This is a genomic window from Pseudomonas sp. PLMAX, from assembly GCF_046042685.1.
Taxonomy (GTDB): domain Bacteria; phylum Pseudomonadota; class Gammaproteobacteria; order Pseudomonadales; family Pseudomonadaceae; genus Aquipseudomonas; species Aquipseudomonas putida_AE.
In genome coordinates, this window is the sequence record NZ_CP064949.1 from 3995828 (window position 1) to 4015662 (window position 19835).

Annotated in this window: 18 protein-coding genes; 12 read left to right on the forward strand and 6 right to left on the reverse strand. The window is 61.6% G+C overall.

The features are described 5' to 3' along the window. The first annotated feature begins 40 nt into the window (after nucleotides 1-40). On the forward strand, nucleotides 41-1042 hold the full coding sequence (locus tag DKB71_RS18215; RefSeq protein ID WP_406591550.1) for a FecR family protein: 1002 nt from the start codon (nucleotides 41-43) through the stop codon (nucleotides 1040-1042). Between the two features lie 56 nt (nucleotides 1043-1098). Here DKB71_RS18215 and DKB71_RS18220 read toward each other — a convergent pair whose 3' ends face one another. Beyond that, nucleotides 1099-3444 (reverse strand): acylase, encoded by a 2346-nt coding sequence (locus tag DKB71_RS18220; RefSeq protein ID WP_408596374.1) that lies wholly within the window; start codon nucleotides 3442-3444, stop codon nucleotides 1099-1101. 262 nt (nucleotides 3445-3706) lie between these two features. Here DKB71_RS18220 and DKB71_RS18225 point away from each other — a divergent pair, with 262 nt between their 5' ends. Further along, a complete protein-coding gene (locus DKB71_RS18225) occupies nucleotides 3707-4069 on the forward strand; it encodes a fe2+ zn2+ uptake regulation protein (RefSeq protein WP_274078067.1) in 363 nt (120 codons plus the stop codon). Nucleotides 4070-4093: 24 nt separating this feature from the next. Here DKB71_RS18225 and DKB71_RS18230 read toward each other — a convergent pair whose 3' ends face one another. Together DKB71_RS18230 and DKB71_RS18235 are read right to left on the reverse strand one after the other, a co-directional pair. Continuing rightward, nucleotides 4094-4282, reverse strand: coding sequence for a hypothetical protein (locus tag DKB71_RS18230; protein WP_008061425.1), 189 nt, complete (start codon nucleotides 4280-4282; stop codon nucleotides 4094-4096). Nucleotides 4283-5262: 980 nt separating this feature from the next. Beyond that, a complete protein-coding gene (locus DKB71_RS18235) occupies nucleotides 5263-6321 on the reverse strand; it encodes an IS110 family transposase (protein WP_274078160.1) in 1059 nt (352 codons plus the stop codon). Between the two features lie 363 nt (nucleotides 6322-6684). On the opposite strand from DKB71_RS18235, the gene DKB71_RS18240 reads away from it, so the two are divergent. The 7 genes from DKB71_RS18240 to DKB71_RS18270 all read left to right on the forward strand — a co-directional run bounded on the left by DKB71_RS18240 (nucleotide 6685) and on the right by DKB71_RS18270 (nucleotide 11630). Next, nucleotides 6685-7131, forward strand: coding sequence for a DUF411 domain-containing protein (locus DKB71_RS18240; protein WP_408596377.1), 447 nt, complete (start codon nucleotides 6685-6687; stop codon nucleotides 7129-7131). After that, nucleotides 7131-7565 (forward strand): YqaA family protein, encoded by a 435-nt coding sequence (locus tag DKB71_RS18245; protein WP_323629067.1) that lies wholly within the window; start codon nucleotides 7131-7133, stop codon nucleotides 7563-7565. The genes DKB71_RS18240 and DKB71_RS18245 overlap by 1 nt, the downstream gene beginning before the upstream one ends. A gap of 83 nt (nucleotides 7566-7648) precedes the next feature. Beyond that, nucleotides 7649-8671, forward strand: a complete 1023-nt coding sequence (locus DKB71_RS18250; RefSeq protein WP_406592157.1) for an alpha/beta fold hydrolase — start codon at nucleotides 7649-7651, stop codon at nucleotides 8669-8671. A 13-nt stretch (nucleotides 8672-8684) separates the two neighbouring features. Then, nucleotides 8685-9638 (forward strand): D-2-hydroxyacid dehydrogenase family protein, encoded by a 954-nt coding sequence (locus DKB71_RS18255; protein WP_408596379.1) that lies wholly within the window; start codon nucleotides 8685-8687, stop codon nucleotides 9636-9638. Nucleotides 9639-9787: 149 nt separating this feature from the next. After that, a complete protein-coding gene (locus tag DKB71_RS18260; protein ID WP_408596381.1) occupies nucleotides 9788-10321 on the forward strand; it encodes a tetratricopeptide repeat protein in 534 nt (177 codons plus the stop codon). A gap of 65 nt (nucleotides 10322-10386) precedes the next feature. Beyond that, nucleotides 10387-10872, forward strand: a complete 486-nt coding sequence (locus DKB71_RS18265; RefSeq protein WP_408601126.1) for an RNA polymerase sigma factor — start codon at nucleotides 10387-10389, stop codon at nucleotides 10870-10872. Continuing rightward, nucleotides 10869-11630 carry an anti-sigma factor family protein gene (locus DKB71_RS18270; RefSeq protein WP_408596383.1) on the forward strand — a complete coding sequence of 254 codons (762 nt, stop codon included), beginning with the start codon at nucleotides 10869-10871 and terminating at the stop codon, nucleotides 11628-11630. Before DKB71_RS18265 ends, DKB71_RS18270 begins: the two co-directional genes overlap by 4 nt. Nucleotides 11631-11710: 80 nt before the next feature. Here DKB71_RS18270 and DKB71_RS18275 read toward each other — a convergent pair whose 3' ends face one another. Then, nucleotides 11711-11989: a hypothetical protein gene (locus DKB71_RS18275; RefSeq protein WP_408596385.1), complete on the reverse strand. Its 279-nt coding sequence runs from the start codon at nucleotides 11987-11989 to the stop codon at nucleotides 11711-11713. 216 nt (nucleotides 11990-12205) lie between these two features. Here DKB71_RS18275 and DKB71_RS18280 point away from each other — a divergent pair, with 216 nt between their 5' ends. After that, a complete protein-coding gene (locus DKB71_RS18280; protein WP_408596387.1) occupies nucleotides 12206-13258 on the forward strand; it encodes an RHS repeat-associated core domain-containing protein in 1053 nt (350 codons plus the stop codon). Here DKB71_RS18280 and DKB71_RS18285 read toward each other — a convergent pair. Together DKB71_RS18285 and DKB71_RS18290 are read right to left on the reverse strand one after the other, a co-directional pair. Continuing rightward, entirely contained in the window at nucleotides 13255-14565 is a 1311-nt protein-coding gene (locus DKB71_RS18285; RefSeq protein WP_323629055.1) for an ATP-binding protein, read from the reverse strand. The genes DKB71_RS18280 and DKB71_RS18285 overlap by 4 nt on opposite strands. A 5-nt stretch (nucleotides 14566-14570) precedes the next feature. After that, entirely contained in the window at nucleotides 14571-15272 is a 702-nt protein-coding gene (locus DKB71_RS18290) for a response regulator transcription factor (protein ID WP_274077108.1), read from the reverse strand. A gap of 269 nt (nucleotides 15273-15541) precedes the next feature. On the opposite strand from DKB71_RS18290, the gene DKB71_RS18295 reads away from it, so the two are divergent. Both DKB71_RS18295 and DKB71_RS18300 read left to right on the forward strand, forming a co-directional pair. Beyond that, nucleotides 15542-16699 carry an efflux RND transporter periplasmic adaptor subunit gene (locus DKB71_RS18295; RefSeq protein ID WP_408596390.1) on the forward strand — a complete coding sequence of 386 codons (1158 nt, stop codon included), beginning with the start codon at nucleotides 15542-15544 and terminating at the stop codon, nucleotides 16697-16699. A 15-nt stretch (nucleotides 16700-16714) separates the two neighbouring features. Further along, complete coding sequence (locus DKB71_RS18300; protein ID WP_408596392.1) at nucleotides 16715-19804, forward strand: multidrug efflux RND transporter permease subunit; 3090 nt, start codon at nucleotides 16715-16717, stop codon at nucleotides 19802-19804. Nucleotides 19805-19835 lie beyond the last annotated feature (31 nt).

Below are 19835 nucleotides of genomic sequence, written 5' to 3' on the forward strand. Positions count from 1 at the left end.
CTTCCCTCAAGGTTAGAATGCGCGAAATCAGGATGAGTCAATGACCGACACCCCACTCTCGCCAGCCCAATATGACGCCATCACCGATGCCGCTGCGCATTGGTGCATGCGCCTGCATGCCCCTGACTGCACGGCGCAGGAGCGCCAGGCGTTCGAACAATGGCTAGACGTTCATCCACTGCATGCGTCCGAATACGAGGCCATGCTCGAGATCTGGGAAGTGGCTGGCGACCTGCCGCGTCCGGAAACGGTTGTGCCCCTGGTTCGCGCCAGGCCGCAGACGCCCTGGCGGGCCTTCGGCATGGCCGCCGCCGTGTGTGCGCTGGCCTTGCCGTTGGCGGCCTACAGCGGTTGGAACATGGGCTGGTTGCCTGACTCGTATGAGCATTTCGAGGCGACCGACAACGTTCGCCAAGTCACCCTCAAGGACGGCAGCAAGGTCGAACTGAACCTGGGCACCGAGCTGACGTACAGCAACTACAAGGATCAGCGTCGAGTCACCTTGAAAAAAGGCGAGGCCTTCTTCAGTGTCAGTCACGACGCCAGCCACCCTTTCGTGGTCAAGGCCGCCGAAGGCAAGGTCCGGGTCACCGGCACCCGCTTCAACGTCTGGATGTATGAAGACCAGGTGAAAGTGAACCTGGTCGAAGGCTCGGTACTGGTCAGCAGCAACGATGACCTGCCGGGTGATGGGCTACGGCTCGGCCCGGCCATGCAGGCCAGCTTTCGCCATGGCGACCTGATTCCGCGGATCAGCCAGACCTACGACGACGACAATTCCCTGGCCTGGCTCAACGGCAAGCTGGTCCTCGATGACCTGGCGCTGAGCGAAGCGCTGCCGCTGATCAATCGCTACCTGCAAACCCCGGTGCAGGTGGCCGATAATGCCACTGGCGCGATCCGCATCGGCGGCATCTACAACATCCGCGAGCTCAACACCCTGGTGGCGACCCTGCCCAAGGTGCTGCCGGTCTACCTGACCCGCAACAAGGACGGCAACCCGATCCTGAACGCCATCCCGCAGCAACCGCCGAAAAGCTGAAGGCCGCCACCCTGACGGGGTGCGGCCTTCATTGTTTGCCTCACATACCAGCGATTCTACTGCGCGGCCACCTTCCCGGCCTTGTCATCCTGCTCGTGGATCGTCTGCGCCTGATAGTGCGGATCGGAGGTGATCTGTTGCTCAGTGAACGGCAACACACTCAACTGCTTGTGCGAAAACGCCAGCGTCTGGTCCAGGGCGTACTTCGACGCCGGGTCGCTGGACAGCGAAAACGCCAACAGGCCTTTGGCCTGCGGGCCCTTTTCATCGAAGGTCACCACCTGCAGATAGCTGGTGCCGCTGACCACTTCGCGTTTGCCATCGGTGCGGGGCACGCTTTGAATGGCGTTGTATACCCCCAGCGTACCCGGCCCGCCATGGATCGGCGTCTGCTGGCCGCCGCTGCTGACCACCTGGATGTCACCCCAATGGCTGTTCTGGTTGAGCCCTGACGCCTTGACCTGCTCGATCGAGGCCAGCATGGCCTGGCGCAGCGCTTGCGCCACCTGCGCACGATCGACCGCCAGGCCGCGCGGGGTGTGTTGCGGGTCCAGTGGATCGAACGCCACACGCCAGACATCAGGCGCCTGCTCCAGAGCCTCCATGACATTCTGGAAGTGCACGAAGCCAAGGCCGCTGTCGAGATTGGCCTTGCGATCCCAAGCCTTGAGACTGGCACACAGCGGCGCCAGGGTTTTCCCATCGCTGCCCAGGTCCGCCGCGCAGAACTGCAGCAGGTCGGGCATCACTTGCGCTGCCTGATACACCTGGTCATCCAGCACCATGTGCTGCAAATCGGCTGCGGCGACCGGACCGGCCTTGGCCAGCGCTCCCAGGCGATCCAGGGCAAAACGCGAGCGCAGGCCCAGGGGCTGGCCGTCCTGGCTGATCAAGGGTGAAAAGCCGGTCAGCGGTTGCGCCGGATTGGCCATCCACGCCGAATCGTTGGAGTGCTGCACGAAGTCCTTGCGCAACAGTTGCGGCAACTGGTCCGCGGCAAAAATACCGGGTTGCGCGGCCCGGGGGTCGATGTCCCAGGCACAGGCGCTGTTGGAACCGTCGAGCACGATCATCTGCAGGCCGATCCGCGGATCGCTGCACTGGGCCAGCTTCGCCGCACTCACGTTCGGCACCACCGACAGGTTCATGTACAGCGTTTGCCCCTGATCGTCCGCTCCCAGCGTGTTGACCCACGGGATGCCCTGGATCTGGTGCACCGAGGCCTGGAACTCCTTGAGGCTGCCAGCACGATTCATCGCGTACCACTGTTGCAGCACCCGGTCATTGTCCAGGTTGGCGTCGCGCAGGCTGTAGGCAAACTGTCGATCCCAGTCGAGCTTGCCCGGCCACTGCACAATGGGGCCGAACTGCGAGCTGTAGACCACATGGGAAACGGCCTTGACCGAGCCATCCGCCTGCTTGACGTCGACCGACAGGGTCTGCTTGTCCATGGGCATGGATTTGCCGTCGAGCAGATAGCGGGTTGGATCCTTGGGGTCCAGTTGCAGGCGATACAAGGTGAAGTGCTTGGACGAGTCCACGGTGTGGGTCCAGGCCAGGTGCTGGTTGAAGCCTATGTTGATCAGCGGCAGGCCAGGCAACGCGGCGCCCATCACATCCAGTTTGCCGGGGATGGTCAGGTGCATTTGATAGAAGCGCATCCCGCCGACCCAGGGGAAATGCGGATTGGCCAGCAACATGCCGCGACCATTGAAGGACCGATCGCTGCCCACCGCCACCGCGTTGCTGCCGCGGTCCAGGGCAAAACGCTGCATACGCCCGTCGGCCAGTTGGAACGCTGTCTGTTTGCCGCCATTGCCAGCGACCGCGGCCGGCGGCGTGGCACCCGCCAGCGCTTCGGCAAACTGCCCGACGCCACCTTCCACCAACAGGCGGCGGGTCAGCTTGACCAGGTCCGTGGCAGAGATTTCCCGCACCCAGTCGCCCTGGCACTGCGCCGGCAGCCCCCGGGCCCGACGCTCGCTCAGGGCGCGGTTGTAGCCGGCCACATAACCTTCGACCAGCTCGCGTACTTCAGGGGTTTGCGCCTGCCAGAACCCGGCCACGGCCTGCGGGGTGTTCAACCAATTGAAAAAAAGATCGCTGACCTGGTTTTCGCGCTCCTCGACCGTCAGTTGGTCGGGACCAAAAAACCGCGAACGCTGACCGTTCACCGTAACGATCTCATTGGCCAGCAAACACAGGTTATCCTGAGCGTAGGCATAGCCGATGCCGTAACCGAGGCCCCGCTCGTCCGCGGCGCGGATATGGGGCACGCCAAAACTGGTCCGGCGGATATCGGCACTGGCCTGCTCCAGCTGACTGCGCGCATTCGCCGCAAGACTCAGCCCCAGAAACACACCCGCCAGGCTCAACCTGGTCAACTGGCTGGAAATAATCACATTCGCTCCTGATCGAAAAACGATGGTCACAGTTCTGCGTACAAACACGCACTGCGCATCCTGTTAGGGACGAAACAAACGAGAAAAATTTAGGAGACTGGATGGCGGGCCCGGACCGCGTGTCAAAGGTGCCTTACACAGCGATCACGCAATGATGACGAAATTTCTACATTTAAGTCTTCATGATTTGTGACGCTCATACGTCTTGTTTTGTAAGAGCGCCCAATTTTTCCCGATCAGGCTCTGAAAAGGAGTTTTTGCAATGTACAACTCGCAACTGCCAACGGACGGTAGCAACGCGCCAAAGGGCAGGGTCAGTGTTTTCGACCAACCTGCCGAGCGCAACGGCAACGAGCGGATCCGCGTCCTGCTCAAGAGCTTTGGCTTGCGGACCAGCCTGATTCGCCTCAAAGTCATCGACGCCCTGCTGTCCGCCGCCGAAAACGACCGCAGCCTGGGCGTGCGCGGCGTGCACACCCACTTGCTGGAGCTGGACATTCCCCTGTCGTTTCTGAGTGTGCGCGAAGTGTTGAAACGCCTGTGCAGCGAAGGCGTGATCGTCCTCAATGCGGATAAAAGCTACAGCCTCCACCCCCGGGCCGCCGCCCTGCTGCACAACGACTGATCAAGCCAGGGCCGGAGCCACCGCTCAGGGCTTGACCTTGCGGCGCATCACGCCGTTGATGACCACCACGACCACCGCCACGCCAATGGCGATGTACTGGAACAGTTTTTCGCTAATGACGCCGGTGTTCTGCAAATAAGAAAGGCCAAACATGGTCCCCAGTACCACGAGGGAGATCAGAATCGAGTATTTCAAACGTTGCGACTGAGTCATTGGCAATTCCTGAACCTGAAAAATGTATCTGCTGTGTACCCCTTCACATGCCTGGCCGGCTGCGAACGGGGGCTCATGTTACCGCCGATGAAGATTTTTAGCTTTATCACGGCGATGGCGTCCTCGAATATTGCATCGCGCTATCGGGCCTCTTCGCTGGCAAGCCAGCTCCTACAATGATTTGCGCTGGGCACCGCGGACCTGTAGGAGCCCGGCTTGCCGGCGAAGGCGGCCTCGAATATTGCATCGCGTTTTCGGGCTCTTCGCTAGCAAGCCAGCTCCTGCAATGGTTTGCGCTGGGCACCGCAGACCTGTAGGAGCCCGGCTTGCCCGCGAAGGCGGCCTCGAATATTGCATCGACCTTTCGGGCCTCTTCGCTGGCAAGCCAGCTCCTGCAATGATTTGCGCTGGTCGCCGCGGACCTGTAGGAGCCCGGCTTGCCGGCGAAGGCGGCCTCGAATATTGCATCGACCTTTCGGGCCTCTTCGCTGGCAAGCCAGCTCCTGCAATGATTTACGCTGGTCGCCGCGGACCTGTAGGAGCCCGGCTTGCCGGCGAAGGCGTCCTTGAATATTGCATCGCGCTATCGGGCCTCTTCGCCGGCAAGCCAGCTCCTGCAATGATTTGCGCTGGGCACCGCAGACCTGTAGGAGCCCGGCTTGCCGGCGAAGGCGGCCTCGAATATTGCATCGACCTTTCGGGCCTCTTCGCTGGCAAGCCAGCTCCTATGTATGGACTCGCCCCCACTGTCTACCCGCTTTTAAAAAACCGTCGCCCCGTTGCATCTATGTATAAGGCCTATTCGTGGAAGCCGTCTTCGGCTTCTGGCCAAAATTGGAAAAGCTCGTGGTATGCCGATTACATTCAGGCCTCGAAGGCCAGTAGGAGCTTAGGCATCAATCCACGCCGGTCTTACCTGGGGTCAATTTTTTTCAGCAAAGGGTCGGACAGTTGGTACCTCGGTGGCAGAACTCTGTCGCTCAGTGGCTCATCGTTGCCTGCTGGCCATCTCCGGCGTGGCGACGATAAGTCTGGTCATTCTGTAGAAGCACCCAGACGATTCGCAGGTTGCGGTTGGCTAGCCTGATCGCAGCTTCCTTACGACCCAACCGGCTCATCCAGTGCAACAAGCGGCGGTCATCGGGTTGCTGGGAATCAGGTCGTAGTTGTTGCAGCACCGCGTGGGCTCCTTGGATCATCAGGCTGCGTAAATAAGCATCACCTCGCTTGGTCATGTCCCCCAGCCGGATCTTTTCCCCGCTGCTGTGCTGGTCAGGCACCATGCCAAAGTACGCGGCAAACTTGCGGGCATTGGGAAATCGCTCAGGCTTGGTTTCCTTGGCCACCAGGGCCGTGGCGGTGACTGGTCCGATGCCGCGCACAGTCATCAGTCGCTTCGCCGTCATGTCGGCGTTGGCGGCCACTTCCAGGCGTCCCGTCAGTACGCTGATGCGCTCGCCCAAATGGCGCCACTCGGCCAGCAGTTCGTCGATCAGTTCACGCAGCAGGGCCGGCACCGGCTGGGTAGCATCTTCCAGCACCCGCGGAATTTTCTGGCTGATCGCAACATCGCCTTGCGCCAAGGCGACACCGTGCTCGAGCAGCAGGCCGCGCATCTGATTACTGACGGCCGTGCGCCGACGCACATAGCCCTGACGGGCGCGATGCAACGCCTGCATGGCCAGCGCCGCGACGCTTTTGACCGGTACTGCGCAGATTTTTTCATCGCGACCAGCCCGCAGAATCGCCAACGCATCGTTGCGATCATTTTTTGGCCCGCTGCGATGTTTGGCCACCAAACCGGCTGGAAGAATTCGCGCCGAATTACCTTGGTCTTGCAGTTGCCGGGCCCAGGCTTGAGCACCCGGACCGGTCTCCATCAAAACCACAACATGAGGCGGCAACTTTTGGAGAAACTCATAGAACGCCTCGCGCGACTTGATCCGTTGCTCGAAGCGCACCTGGCCGAGAACATCTTCACCGGCGACCTGAAAAACCTGCTTGGCCAGATCGACCGCCAAGGTTGTGCAGGCCGACAAATCGGTAGAAGACAGGGATTGATCAATCGAACTATGCTTTTTCATGGACTCGCCCTCGCTGTCGTTGGCTGTTTAGACTGCCACCGTGGCGCATTGACGCCTCGGCTGGGGCGAGTCCATCCAATTACAATGATTTGCGCTGGTCGCCGCGGACCTGTAGGAGCCCGGCTTGCCGGCGAAGGCGTCCTCGAATATTGCATCGACCTTTCGGGCCTCTTCGCTGGCAAGCCAGCTCCTACAGGGGAATGCGTACAGCTTATGAGGCCGTACAGCTCTGTAGCACTTCGAAACAAACCTTGAATATCCGCCGGCAAAAACCCGTCAGAATGTATTCCTTTGCCCGCAATCCGAGACCCTTCTGTCATGCGAACCCATTTCCGTCTGGCTGCCTTGGGCGCCCTGTTCATTTCCTCCCTGGCCCAGGCCGCCGACCTGATCCCGATCGAGGTCCACCGGGATGCCAATTGCGGTTGCTGCAAGAAATGGATCAGCCATCTAGAGGCCAATGGCTTCAAGGTCGAGGACCACGTCGAAAGCAACATGAGCGCGTTCAAGCAACAACACGGCGTGCCACCGCGCCTGGCGTCCTGCCATACCGGCTTGATCAACGGCAAATTCGTCGAAGGCCACGTGCCGGCCGATCAGGTGCTGGCCCTGAGCAAGCGCGATGACCTGCTGGGCGTTGCCGCCCCGGGTATGCCAATGGGGTCGCCGGGCATGGAAATGGACGGCATGAGCGATGCCTATCAAGTGATCGGCCTGAAAAAGGACGGTACCGATGTGGTGGTGGCGGACTACCCCGCCCATTGATTGTCGGCGTCTACTTCGGCTTGTTCCTGGCGGCGTTTGGAGCCGCGACCTTGCTGCCCCTGCAGTCCGAAGCCCTGCTGGTCGGGCTGATCCTCAGCGATCGCTACTGGCTGTGGTCGCTGCTGGCGGTCGCCACCCTGGGCAACGTCCTCGGTTCGCTGGTGAACTGGTGGCTGGGGCGCGCCATCGAGCGCTTCCAGGATCGGCGCTGGTTTCCGGTCAGCCCCAAACACCTGGAACACGCCCGCCGTCACTATCAACGTTACGGCCACTGGTCGCTGCTGCTCAGCTGGCTGCCGGTGATCGGTGATCCACTGACCCTGGTGGCCGGCGTCATGCGCGAACCCCTGGGGCGCTTCCTGCTGATCGTGACCCTGGCCAAGGGCGCCCGGTATGGCGTACTGGCGTTGGCCACCCTGGGGTGGATGGGTTGAACCAAGTGCCGCGACGGTTGCCTGTTTAATGTCGCCCTAATCGTGCCGGTCCAGCATCGGCGGATTTTCAACGGAGTTCATCCATGCCCCTAACCCGCTCAAGCTGGCTGTCCGCCCTGCTGCTGACCGCCGCCCTGCCCGCCATCGCAGCCGAAGGGCCGGCCTACGGCCCCGAACTGCAAGGCTTCGAATACCCCTACACGGTCAAGCATTTTGCCTTCGAGTCCCAGGGCAAATCTTTGCAAATGGGCTACATGGACGTCGCCGCCCATGGCAAGGCCAACGGCCGCAGCGTGGTGCTGATGCACGGCAAGAATTTCTGCGGCGCCACCTGGGAAACCTCGATCAAGGCCCTGAGCGATGCCGGCTACCGGGTCATTGCCCCGGACCAGATCGGTTTCTGTACGTCCAGCAAACCGGACCATTATCAATACACTTTTCAGCAACTGGCGAGTAACACCCAGCAACTGCTCAAGGCCCTCGGCATCCAGAAAGCCACTTTGCTCGGGCACTCCACCGGCGGCATGCTCGCCACCCGCTACGCGCTGCAGTATCCCGAACAGGTCGAACAGCTTGCGCTGGTCAACCCGATCGGCCTGGAAGACTGGAAAGCCCTCGGGGTCCCCTATCGCACGGTGGACCAATGGTACGAGCGCGAACTGAAACTCAGTGCCGAAGGTATCCGCAACTACGAGCGTGCCACCTACTACGGTGGCCGCTGGAAACCCGAGTTCGATCGCTGGGTGGACATGCTCGCCGGGCTGAACAAAGGCCCGGGACATACGCAGGTGGCATGGAACTCGGCGCTGATCTACGACATGATCTTCACCCAGCCGGTGTACTACGAATTCCCCAACCTGAAGATGCCAACCCTGCTGTTGATCGGCACGTCCGACACCACCGCCATCGGCAGCGATATTGCGTCGCCGGAGGTCAAGGCGAAAATCGGCCACTACAACGTACTTGGCAAGCAGGTGGCGAAACTCATACCCCAATCGACCCTGGTTGAATTCCCCGGCATGGGCCACGCGCCACAGATGGAAGAACCGGCGCAGTTTCACCAGGCCTTGCTGGGCTGGCTGGACAAACACAATCCCGTTCCTTGATGAGGTAAGGCTGATGGCGGTGCAGATTGCAGTGATTGACGATTGGCAGGATGTGGCCCGCGGTGTGGTGGACTGGTCGCCACTGGAGACCATCGGCCAGGTCGAGTTCATCCACGACTACCCTGCCGACAACGCCAGCCTGGCGGCGCGCCTGGGCGGGTTTGAAGTGATCTGTGTGATGCGCGAGCGCACCCGGTTCGACGAAGACCTGCTTCGCCGCCTGCCGAACCTCAAATTGCTGGTCACCGGCGGCATGCGCAACGCCGCCCTTGACCTCAAGGCCGCCGCCGCGCTGGGCTTCCAGGTCTGTGGCACCGACAGCTACAAGCATGCCGCGCCGGAACTGACCTGGGCGCTGATCATGGCCGCGACCCGCAACCTGGTGCTTGAAGCCAACGCCTTACGCGCCGGAAAATGGCAGCAAGGCCTGGGGGGCGACCTGCACGGCAAGACCCTGGCGATACTGGGGCTGGGCAGCATTGGTCAACGGGTTGCCCGGTTTGGCCAGGTATTCGGCATGCGGGTGATCGCCTGGAGCGAAAACCTGACCGCCGAACGCGCCGCCGAAGCCGGTGTGACCCTCGTCAGCAAACAGGCCCTGTTCGAACAGGCCGACGTGCTCTCGGTGCACCTGGTACTCAGTGAGCGCAGCCGGGGATTGGTCGATGCCCAGGCGCTGGCCTGGATGAAGCCCACCGCGTTGCTGGTCAATACCGCCCGCGGGCCGATTGTCGATGAGGCAGCACTGATCAAGGCCCTGCAGAAACAACGCCTGGGTGGCGCCGCTCTGGATGTGTTCGAGCAGGAGCCCTTGCCTGAATATCATCCGTTCAGAACCCTGGACAACGTGCTGGCAACGCCCCATGTCGGCTACGTCAGTCAGCAAAACTACCAGCTATTCTTTGCGCAAATGATCGAAGACATTCAAGCCTGGTCGGCGGGACAACCGATTCGGTTACTGAGCTGATAGCGCCCGGCGACTTGGACTTTTCTTGCAAGATTCGCCGGAAAAAAATGAATAAATGTCCACGCTGCGGTGTTTATGTTTCGCTTGTGGGGGATCCGCCCTTCGCAACGTTTTCGGTCCATTCGATGTCCCGCCCCGGAGCATTGCCCATGAATCGCCGCCTCTCGATCGTTACTGCCCCGCTGGTGCTTGCCGTCGCGCTGTCCGCTTCCCTGGCGTGGGCCAACGGCGAGGAAGATACCCCCGCCAAACCGCAGTGCCCTCGAGGGCAGGTGTTCGACAGCAAGGCGCAAAAGTGCGTCAAGCAAACCAGCATGCTCGTGCCGGACGCCGACCGTACCGATTACGCCTATCAACTGGCCAAGCACGGGCGCTACGAAGAAGCCCTGGCGCTGCTCGATTCGCTCAAGGAACCCAACACCGCCAAGGCCCTGAACTATCGCGGCTACGCTACGCGTAAACTGGGGCACACCGAGGAAGGCATCGGTTATTACCTGCAGTCGGTCAAGCTCGACCCGCAGTACGCCAAAGTCCGTGAATACCTGGGCGAAGCCTATGTGGTAAAAGGCCGGCTCGACCTCGCCCAGGAACAGCTGCAACAGATCCGGTCGATCTGCGGCAATACCAGCTGCGAGGAGTACCAGGACCTGGCCGAAGCCATCAACGACTCATCGAAAACCTGACAACCGGACGCACGGAGGTCTTTATCGCCAGCATTCAGGAAATAAGGGCAGAACTGGGCCAGCATCTGGCGCGGTTGTGGCGCTATGGCCTGCTGTTGTCGCGACAACGGCACGTCGCCGAAGACCTGGTGCAGGCGACGTGCGTGCGCGCGCTCGAACGCGCGGCGCAATTTACCCCGGGCACCCGAATGGACCGCTGGCTGATGAGCATTCTGCATTCGATCTGGCTGAACGAAATCCGCACCCGTCGCGTGCATCAGGGACAGGGGCAGGTCGAGCCCGATAGCGCCTTGTCGTTTGACGGTGAATACGCGGCGCAGACCCACGTACTGGCGGCGCAGGTCATCCGCCGCGTCGACGCGCTGCCCGAAGCCCAGCGCGAAACGGTATTTCTCACTTACGTCGAGGGCTTGTCCTATCGCGAAGTTGCCGAAGTCCTGCAAGTACCCATTGGCACCGTGATGAGCCGGCTGGCCACCGCGCGGGCGAAACTCGCCGAATATCCGCCACTGCACACGGTGCCCAACCCTTCCACCGGAGAACGTCGATGAACGCGATACCCTCGGATGAGCAATTGGTGGCCTACCTGGACAACCAGCTCGACGCCGACCAGCGCGCCCACATCGACGCGGCCATCGCCCAGGACCCGATGCTCGGCCTGCGCCTGCAATGGCTGGCCCGCAGCAGCCTGCCGTTCAAGGCCGCCTATGACGAGGTGGCTCGCCAGGCACCGGTGGACCGCCTGCAGGCCATGCTCGACACCTTGCCCGTGCCTGCCCGGCCAGCGCTCAGCCGTCGCTGGTTCCTGGCAGCGGCGGCCGGGCTGGTGGCGGGCGGCGTGGTCGCCGATCGCTTGTTCCTCGGCTGGCACAGCAGTCAGCAAACCCATAGCTGGCGCGGGCTGGTGGCGGATTACATGGTGCTATACGTGCCGGAAACCCTCGACCATCTGCCCAATGACGAAGCGACGCAACGGGCGCAGCTGCAGACGATCGATGCGCGCCTGGGCCTCAGCCTTGTACTGGCAAAACTGGCCTTGCCCCGAGCCGAATTCAAGCGCGCGCAAGTACTGGAATACGACGGCGTCGTCATCGCCCAGATTACCTACCTCGACCCGGTACACGGCCCCATGGCGCTGTGCGTCACCCATTCCAACAGCGGCAGCCGGCACTTCGCCCAGGAGCGCCGGCACGGGATGAACATTGTCTATTGGGCGGACATGCAACATGCCTGGATGCTGATCGGGCGTAACTCGATGGCAGACCTTGAGGCCATGGCCAAACAATTGCGCACCCGATTGAGCGCCTGACCTGTAGGAGCTGCCGCAGGTTGCGATCTTTTGATGTCGCGTGTAAATCAAGATCAAAAGATCGCAGCCTTCGGCAGCTCCTACACAGAGCGGGGCAGCGTTCGCAGTTTCACCAGGTCCTGTGCCTTGGGAAACGCTCCGCCCGGCCCCTTCAGCAAGGTGTACTTCACCTTGTCGCCCACCAGGAAATACTCCTCTCCATCTGCCGTGATATTGGGCCCAATACGGATCGCCAACCTGGAACCGAACCCGTCATCGGGAAGGACCAGGGCAAAAGTGGTCGATATCGTATCAACCCTGACATCCCTGATCGCGTTGATGGTGCCCTGCCCCATTGTTCTTGTGATTGGCTCGGCCATTGCTACCCTCCTGCCCTGCCGACAAATTCTGACTGCCAAGGAACAATGAAACGCCCAAACGGCCAGTGTGGCTACTGTCAGGTTTTACAGTTCTACCGATGTTAAATGCGAAAAGGGGACCTTTCGTTGCTTTCAAACACTAGCAGTTCTGCTAGTGGGCATTTCCTGTAAAAAGATTAATGCTTAGGGGACTCGACCTTTCATGGAGTACCACAGATGCCTGCCTCCCCTCAATCAACTGAACTGTGCCGCTACCGCTACGATCCTCTGGACCGTCGGGTTGCCTCCACGCTCCACCAGCAGACCGACCTCCAGCACTTTTACTGTAAAAGTCGCTTGGCCAGCGAAATACAAGGTGCACAGCACCGCAGCATCTTCCAGCATGACGACCAGTTATTGGCGCAACGGTCGAGCCAGAACGCCAAGGTCGATACCACCTTGCTGGCAACCGATCAGCAACGATCGGTGCTGAATACGCAGAGCGCCACGCAATCCCAAGCCTTCGCCTACACCCCTTATGGCGAACGGTCCCCTAAGAACGGCTTGCCCAGCCTGCTCGGATTCAAAGGCGAACGGCTCGACGCGCTGACCGGAAACTATGATTTAGGTAATGGCTATCGGCGGTATAACACCTGGTTGAAGCGGTTTGATAGCCCGGACAGTTTGAGTCCGTTTGGGGAAGGTGGGTTGAATACGTATGGGTTCGTCGCAGGGGATCCAGTTAACCGCAGTGATCCGACTGGGCATTTTCCTGTTAGCAAGCTGCTTATCGGCGCCTTTCCTGTAGGTGCTGTTTCAGCCGGGATTGCGACTTTATTAATTGATGATAAAGATTGGAAACCGGTTTTGTTGGGTATTACCATTGGTTTAACTGCTGCAACGCTAGCTTTACCGCTGATCTTGAGGGCTCGTCCCAAGCAACTCGGACTTAATCGGTCTAACACAACTGGAAATGTTTTGAGCCCGAACTCTTCCCCCGCTCCAATTAGGCCGGTGCAACGCCCCAATCCGCAATTAAACCAGATTATGGGCCGATCTGCTTCAGAGGACATTGCGTTTAGACGATTCGTACTTAGCTTACCTAAAGAAACGCAACCTCCAATCTGGCGTGATTATTACAGGGGGCTTATTCCGACAGACAGGCAAACTATTGGTTCAACCAGTTTACAATTTCACTTTCCTCAGCCACCGCGAAACTCACTAAGTAACGCAAGTACATCGTCGCAATCGATCAGTGAATCTGCTTCAAGTATTCGCAGCTTTTCCTAGCCCCCAATCAGACGGGGCGTCGGCAACCACAACCGAAACCGCGCCCCGCCCAACGGCGACGACTCCACCGTCAACGTGCCGCCCTGCGCCTCCAGCGCCCGGCGGCTGATCGCCAGCCCCAGGCCAAACCCACCAGTGGACCGGTCCCGGCTGCGATCGAGTCGATAGAACGGCTCGAAAATCCGCTCACGCTCGTCATCCGGAATGCCGATTCCGTCGTCGTCCACCCAGATTTCGCAGCCCCTGGGGCAAACCTGCACGCCAATCTGAATGCGCTTTTCGCAGTAGCGCATGGCGTTGCGCAGCAGGTTCTGCAGGGCGCGGGCGGTCAGGCGTGGGTCGAGGCTGAAGCGTTCGAGTTGGCCGTGGAGCAGCACGTCGATGACGATGTCCGGGGCTTGTTCGTCATCGACGCTGCCCAGGATGCTGTCGATGAATTCATCCAGCGACACCTCGACCTGTTCCGGCACCCGTGCCGGGTTTTGCAGGCGGCTGTAGGACAGCAGTTCCAGCACCAGTTCGTCGAGTTCACGAATGTGATCGACCAGCCCTTGCAAGCGCTCGCGGCTGGTCGCCGGCAAGTCGTCGGACAGCGCCAGGGCCAGGCCGAAATCCAGGCGCGTCAGGGGGGTGCGCAGTTCGTGGGACACCGCATTGAGCAGGTCCCGTTGCTGGTTCAGCAGGTTCTCGATGTCGCCCGCCATGGTGTCGAAGACGTTGGCCAGGCCGCCGATGTTGGAGCTGGGGGCGATCTGTGTGCGCTCGCTCAAATGGCCCTTGCCGAAGCGTTCCGCCGCGCTTTTCAGGCGCTCCAGGTCGCGCCAGTGCGGACGCAGCCACAACAGCAGGCAGGCGAGCATGGTCGCGCCGATCAGCACGTTGATGCTCCAGTACAACAGGCTGACGTCCATCGGGTCCGGCGGCACGACCATCTGCACCACGGTGTGCTCGTCCAGCGGCGTCACCGCCAGGGTGCGCCAGCCCCAGTCGCCAATGCGCACGACGTTTTCGCCGCGCTGCAAACGCTGCTGTTCCTCGAGGGTAAACCCGGCATCGTCGTTGCCGCTGAGCACGATGTGCAGCGGCTGGAACTCCTTGTCCATTTGCGCCGCCAGGGCCGGCCATTGTTCGGACGGGACGGCCTTGAACTGCTTGACCATGAGGGTTTGCAGGCCACGGGAATAGTCGAGATTGTAGGTGAGGAAGCGCTCGTGGAAGACCTTGATCACCAGGTCCGGTACCAGGTAGATCGCGGCGCTGAACGAAACGATGGTCACCAGGTACAGGCGAAAGAGGATTCTGAACATCGTCTTTAGCATTCCCACTCGGAACGGCTGAACAGGTAACCCTTGCCCCACACGGTCTTGATCTTGCGCGCTTCGCCAGCGTTGTCGTCGAACTTGCGCCGCAGCTTGGAGATCGCCACGTCCACCGAGCGGTCGGTGCCGTTGAATTCGATGCCGCGCAGACGTTGCAGGATCTGGTCGCGACTGAGCACTTCGCCGGCATGCCGGGCCAGCACCACCAGCAGGTTGTATTCGCCGCTGGACAACTCCACCGGTTGTGCGCGCCAGGTCACCGTGCGTTCGGACAGGTCGATGCACAGGTTGCCCATGAGGATGCGGTCGTTGGCCGCCGGTGGATCGCTGAGGCTGCTGCGCCGCAGCAAGGTGCGCACCCGGGCCAGCAGCACCCGGGGCTCGCAGGGTTTGGTGACGTAGTCGTCGGCGCCCATTTCCAGGCCCAGCACCTGGTCGTGGCTGTCGTCGCGGGCGGTGAGCATCAGGATCGGCAAGGTCGCCGAATCGGCACGCAGCAAGCGGCAGACCTGCAGGCCATCGAGACCGGGCAGCATCAGGTCGAGGATCACCAGGTCCGGCGGATCGAGCCGCGCACGCTCGCGCACCTGGTCGCCGCGGCCTATCACGCTGACGCAGTAGCCGTTGCGTTCCAGGTAGCTGGCAATCAGTTCGGCGAGTGCGGTGTCGTCTTCGACCAGGAGGATGTTGGGCATGGGGTGTTTTCCAGCAAAATGCGAGGGTGACTGTTCCGGCCTCTTCGCGAGCAAGCCCGCTCCCACGAAGATTTCGCGGACAACTGTAGGAGCGGGCTTGCCCGCGAAGAGGCCGGGACAGTCGCAATAAAATTCAAGTTGTTCAGGATATACGCCCTCACGCACACCCGAGTAAAACCCTTACACAATTTCACACAGCACCAACAAAGCTTCACCGCTACCCTCGCCGTCGCCCAGTAGGATGCTGGGGGTCACTATTGGGGTCATTCATGTCAAAAAATCTGCTTGCCAGGCTCAGCCTGATCGCACTGGCGTTGACGCTGAGCGCGTGCGACAGCGCCTCGAACGCCGAAGAACAGGCGCCGCCAGCCACCGTGCGCATCGAAACCATCGAAGCCCGCCCGCTGTCGATCAGCAGCGAATTGAGCGGGCGGATTGCCGCGCCGCGCATTGCCGAAGTCCGTGCCCGCGTGGCCGGCGTGGTGTTGCAGCGGGCCTTTCGCGAAGGCAGCGACGTGAAAAAGGGCGATGTACTGTTTCGCATCGACCCGGCGCCGTTCAAGGCCGACCTGGACAGCGCCGACGCCGCGCTGCGCAAGGCCGAGGCCAATGCGTTCCAGGCCAGGCTGCAGGAACAGCGCTACGCCCAGTTGATCGAAGGCAACGCCATCAGCGGCCAGGACTACGACAACGCCCGGGCCGCCACGCGGCAAACCGCTGCCGACGTCGCCGCCAGCAAAGCCGCCGTGGAGCGAGCGAAACTGAACCTGGGTTATGCCACGGTGACGGCGCCGATTTCCGGGCGCATCGGCCGCGCGTTGGTCACTGAAGGCGCGCTGGTGGGGCAGAACGAAACCACGCCACTGGCGCTGATCCAGCAGTTGAACCCGATCCACGCCGACCTCAGCCAGTCGACCCGTGAACTCAACGACCTGCGCCGCGCCTTCCGTTCCGGCCAGTTGCAGCAGGTCGGCCAGGACCAGGTCAAGGCCACGCTGATCCAGGACGACGGCAGCCTCTACACGCTGCCGGGCAAGCTGCTGTTCACCGACATCACGGTGGATCCGGGTACCGGCCAGGTCATCCTGCGCAGCGAATTCCCCAATCCCGATCTCGACCTGCTGCCCGGCAGCTTCGTGCGCGTACGCCTGGAGCAAGGGGTCAACCAGCAAGGTATCAGCGTGCCGCAACGGGCCATCCAGCGCGACAGCGCCGGCATCGCCCAAGTGTTGTTGCTAGACGCCGAGCAGCGCGTGGGCCTGCAGCCGGTGGAGCTGGGTGGCGTGCAGGACGACCGCTGGATCGTCACCGGCGGCCTCAAGCCCGGCGATCGCATCGTCATCGAAGGCCTGCAACACGCCCGCCCCGGCGAAACCGTGCAGATCGATGACACCCCTCTTCCACTTGCCCAGGTTTCTGGCCAGTAAGCAGGACGCTTGTTTATGCCGCAGTTCTTTATCGATCGCCCGGTGTTCGCCTGGGTGGTGGCCCTGTTCATCCTGCTGGCCGGTGCCCTGGCCATCCCGCAGTTACCGGTGGCGCAGTACCCCGATGTGGCGCCGCCACAAATCGAAATCTATGCCGTGTACCCGGGCGCTTCGGCACAGACGGTGGACGAAAGCGTGGTCAGCCTGATCGAGGAAGAACTCAATGGCGCGGATCACCTGCTGTATTTCGAGTCGCAAAGCAGCCTCGGCAGCGCCACCATCAAGGCGACTTTCCAGCCGGGCACCGACCCGGAAATGGCCCAGGTCGACGTGCAGAACCGCCTCAAGGTGGTCGAATCGCGCCTGCCGCAAGCGGTCAATCAACAGGGCTTGCAGGTGGAGAAAGTCTCCGCCGGTTTCCTCCTGCTGATCACCCTCACCTCCAGCGACGGCAAGCTCGACGCCGTGGCGCTCAGCGATTACCTGGCGCGCAACGTGATGAACGAGATCAAGCGCCTGGACGGCGTCGGCAAGGCGCAACTGTACGGCGCCGAACGGGCGATGCGGATCTGGATCGACCCGCAGAAACTGATCGGCTTCAACCTCACGCCTGCCGATGTCAACGCCGCCATCGTCGCGCAGAACGCCCAGATCTCGGCCGGCAGCATCGGCGACTTGCCGAGCCGCACCACCCAGGAAATCACCGCGACCATCCTGGTCAAGGGTCAACTGTCGACCCCTGAAGAATTCGCCGACATCGTGCTCAAGGCCAACCCCGACGGCTCCACGGTGCGCGTGGGCGATGTCGCGAGGGTCGAGATCGGCAGCCAGGAGTATCAGTTTTCCACACGCCTCAACGGTAAACCCTCGACTGCCGTCGGCGTGCAACTGTCGCCGGGGGCCAACGCCCTGAACACCGCGACGCTGGTGCGGGCGAAGATGGATGAACTGGCGCGTTACTTCCCCGCTGGCGTGGAATACAAGATCCCGTACGACACCTCACCGTTCGTCAAGGTCTCGATCACCAAGGTGGTCTACACCCTTGGCGAGGCGATGTTGCTGGTGTTCGCGGTGATGTTCCTGTTCCTGCAAAACGTGCGCTACACGCTGATCCCGACCCTGGTGGTGCCGGTGGCGCTGATGGGGACGTTTGCGACCATGCTGGCGCTGGGTTTCTCGATCAACGTGCTGACCATGTTCGGCATGGTGCTGGCCATCGGCATCCTGGTGGATGACGCGATCGTGGTGGTGGAAAACGTCGAGCGGATCATGGCCACCGAGGGTTTGTCGCCCAAGGAAGCGACACGCAAGGCGATGCAGCAGATCACCGGCGCCATCGTCGGCATTACCCTGGTGCTGGTGGCGGTGTTCATTCCCATGGCGTTCATGCAGGGTTCGGTCGGGGTGATCTACCAGCAGTTTTCGCTGTCGATGGCCACCTCGATCCTGTTCTCGGCATTCCTGGCCCTGACCTTGACCCCGGCGCTGTGCGCAACCTTGCTCAAGCCGATTGCCAAGGGCGAGCACCACGAAAAGAGCGGGTTCTTCGGCTGGTTCAACCGCCGTTTCGTGCAGCTCACCGAGCGCTATCAGGGTTGGGTCGCCTATGCGTTGAAACGCACCGGTCGTTACCTGCTGATCTACGGTGTGCTGCTGGTGGGGCTGGGTATTTGCTTCAGCCGCCTGCCCTCCTCGTTCCTGCCGGTGGAAGACCAGGGCTACACCATCACCGACATCCAGTTGCCGCCCGGCGCGAGCAAGAACCGCACGGTGCAGGTGGTCGAGCAGATCGAGGCGCATAACGCCACGGAGCCCGGCGTGGGCGACAGCACGGTGATCCTCGGTTTCAGCTTCTCCGGCAGCGGCCAGAATGCGGCGCTGGCCTTTACTACGCTCAAGGACTGGTCGGAGCGCGGCAGCGACGCCTCGGCCAGCTCCATTGCCGATCGCGCCAACATCGCCGTCAGCCAGATCAGGGATGCCGTGGCCTTCGCGGTACTGCCGCCGCCCGTGGACGGTCTCGGTACCTCCAGCGGTTTCGAGTTCCGTTTGCAGGATCGAGGCGGCCTCGGCCATGCCACGTTGATGCAGGCGCGCACTGAATTACTCGCCGCCGCCGAGAAAAGCCCGATCCTGATGAATGTGCGTGAAAGCGCCCTGGCCGAAGCGCCACAGGTCGAGCTGATCGTCGACCGCAAGCAGGCAAACGCCCTGGGGGTGTCCTTCGCCGACATCGGCAGCGTGTTGTCCACCGCCGTCGGCTCGAGCTACATCAACGACTTCCCCAACCAGGGGCGGATGCAGCGCGTTGTCGTGCAGGCCGAGGGTGATCAACGCAGTCAGGTGGCCGATCTGCTGAAAATCCATGTGCGCAACAGCGCCGGAAAAATGGTGCCGTTGTCGGCCTTCGTCCAGGCCAGATGGACCCAGGGCCCGGCGCAATTGACCCGTTACAACGGCTATCCGGCGGTCAGCATTTCCGGCGAACCGACGCCCGGCCACAGCACCGGCGAAGCCATGGCCGAGATCGAACGGCTGGTGGCGCAGGGTCCGGCCGGGTTGGGTCAGGAGTGGACCGGGCTGTCGTTGCAGGAACGCCTGTCCGGCAGCCAGGCGCCGATCCTGTTGGGCTTGTCGCTGTTGATCGTGTTCCTGTGCCTGGCGGCGTTGTACGAGAGCTGGTCGATTCCGACCTCGGTGTTGCTGGTGGTGCCATTGGGCGTGCTCGGTGCGGTACTGGCGGTAACGCTGCGCGGCATGCCCAACGATGTGTTCTTCAAGGTCGGGCTGATCACCATCATCGGTCTGTCGGCGAAGAACGCGATCCTGATCATCGAATTCGCCAAGAGCCTGTACGACGAAGGCCACGACCTGATCGACGCCACATTGCAGGCCGCACGCCTGCGCCTGCGGCCGATTGTCATGACCTCGCTGGCGTTCATCCTTGGCGTGGTGCCCTTGGCGATCGCCACCGGCGCCAGCTCGGCCAGCCAGCAAGCCATCGGCACCGGGGTGATTGGCGGGATGATCACTGCGACCCTGGCCGTGGTGTTTGTGCCGGTGTTCTTTGTGGTGGTGATGAAGCTGGTGCGCAGAAAGCCTTAACCCACACCACGATCACTGTAGGACTGCCGAA

Bases quoted from the DNA above. Each gene is read 5' to 3' on its own strand.
- DKB71_RS18285 (WP_323629055.1), bottom strand. From the start codon at position 14,565: ATGTTCAGAATCCTCTTTCGCCTGTACCTGGTGACCATCGTTTCGTTC.
- DKB71_RS18280 (WP_408596387.1), top strand. From the start codon at position 12,206: ATGCCTGCCTCCCCTCAATCAACTGAACTGTGCCGCTACCGCTACGAT.
- DKB71_RS18300 (WP_408596392.1), top strand. From the start codon at position 16,715: ATGCCGCAGTTCTTTATCGATCGCCCGGTGTTCGCCTGGGTGGTGGCC.
- DKB71_RS18295 (WP_408596390.1), top strand. From the start codon at position 15,542: ATGTCAAAAAATCTGCTTGCCAGGCTCAGCCTGATCGCACTGGCGTTG.
- DKB71_RS18225 (WP_274078067.1), top strand. From the start codon at position 3,707: ATGTACAACTCGCAACTGCCAACGGACGGTAGCAACGCGCCAAAGGGC.
- DKB71_RS18270 (WP_408596383.1), top strand. From the start codon at position 10,869: ATGAACGCGATACCCTCGGATGAGCAATTGGTGGCCTACCTGGACAAC.
- DKB71_RS18230 (WP_008061425.1), bottom strand. From the start codon at position 4,282: ATGACTCAGTCGCAACGTTTGAAATACTCGATTCTGATCTCCCTCGTG.
- DKB71_RS18255 (WP_408596379.1), top strand. From the start codon at position 8,685: ATGGCGGTGCAGATTGCAGTGATTGACGATTGGCAGGATGTGGCCCGC.
- DKB71_RS18250 (WP_406592157.1), top strand. From the start codon at position 7,649: ATGCCCCTAACCCGCTCAAGCTGGCTGTCCGCCCTGCTGCTGACCGCC.
- DKB71_RS18260 (WP_408596381.1), top strand. From the start codon at position 9,788: ATGAATCGCCGCCTCTCGATCGTTACTGCCCCGCTGGTGCTTGCCGTC.
- DKB71_RS18290 (WP_274077108.1), bottom strand. From the start codon at position 15,272: ATGCCCAACATCCTCCTGGTCGAAGACGACACCGCACTCGCCGAACTG.
- DKB71_RS18215 (WP_406591550.1), top strand. From the start codon at position 41: ATGACCGACACCCCACTCTCGCCAGCCCAATATGACGCCATCACCGAT.
- DKB71_RS18240 (WP_408596377.1), top strand. From the start codon at position 6,685: ATGCGAACCCATTTCCGTCTGGCTGCCTTGGGCGCCCTGTTCATTTCC.
- DKB71_RS18275 (WP_408596385.1), bottom strand. From the start codon at position 11,989: ATGGCCGAGCCAATCACAAGAACAATGGGGCAGGGCACCATCAACGCG.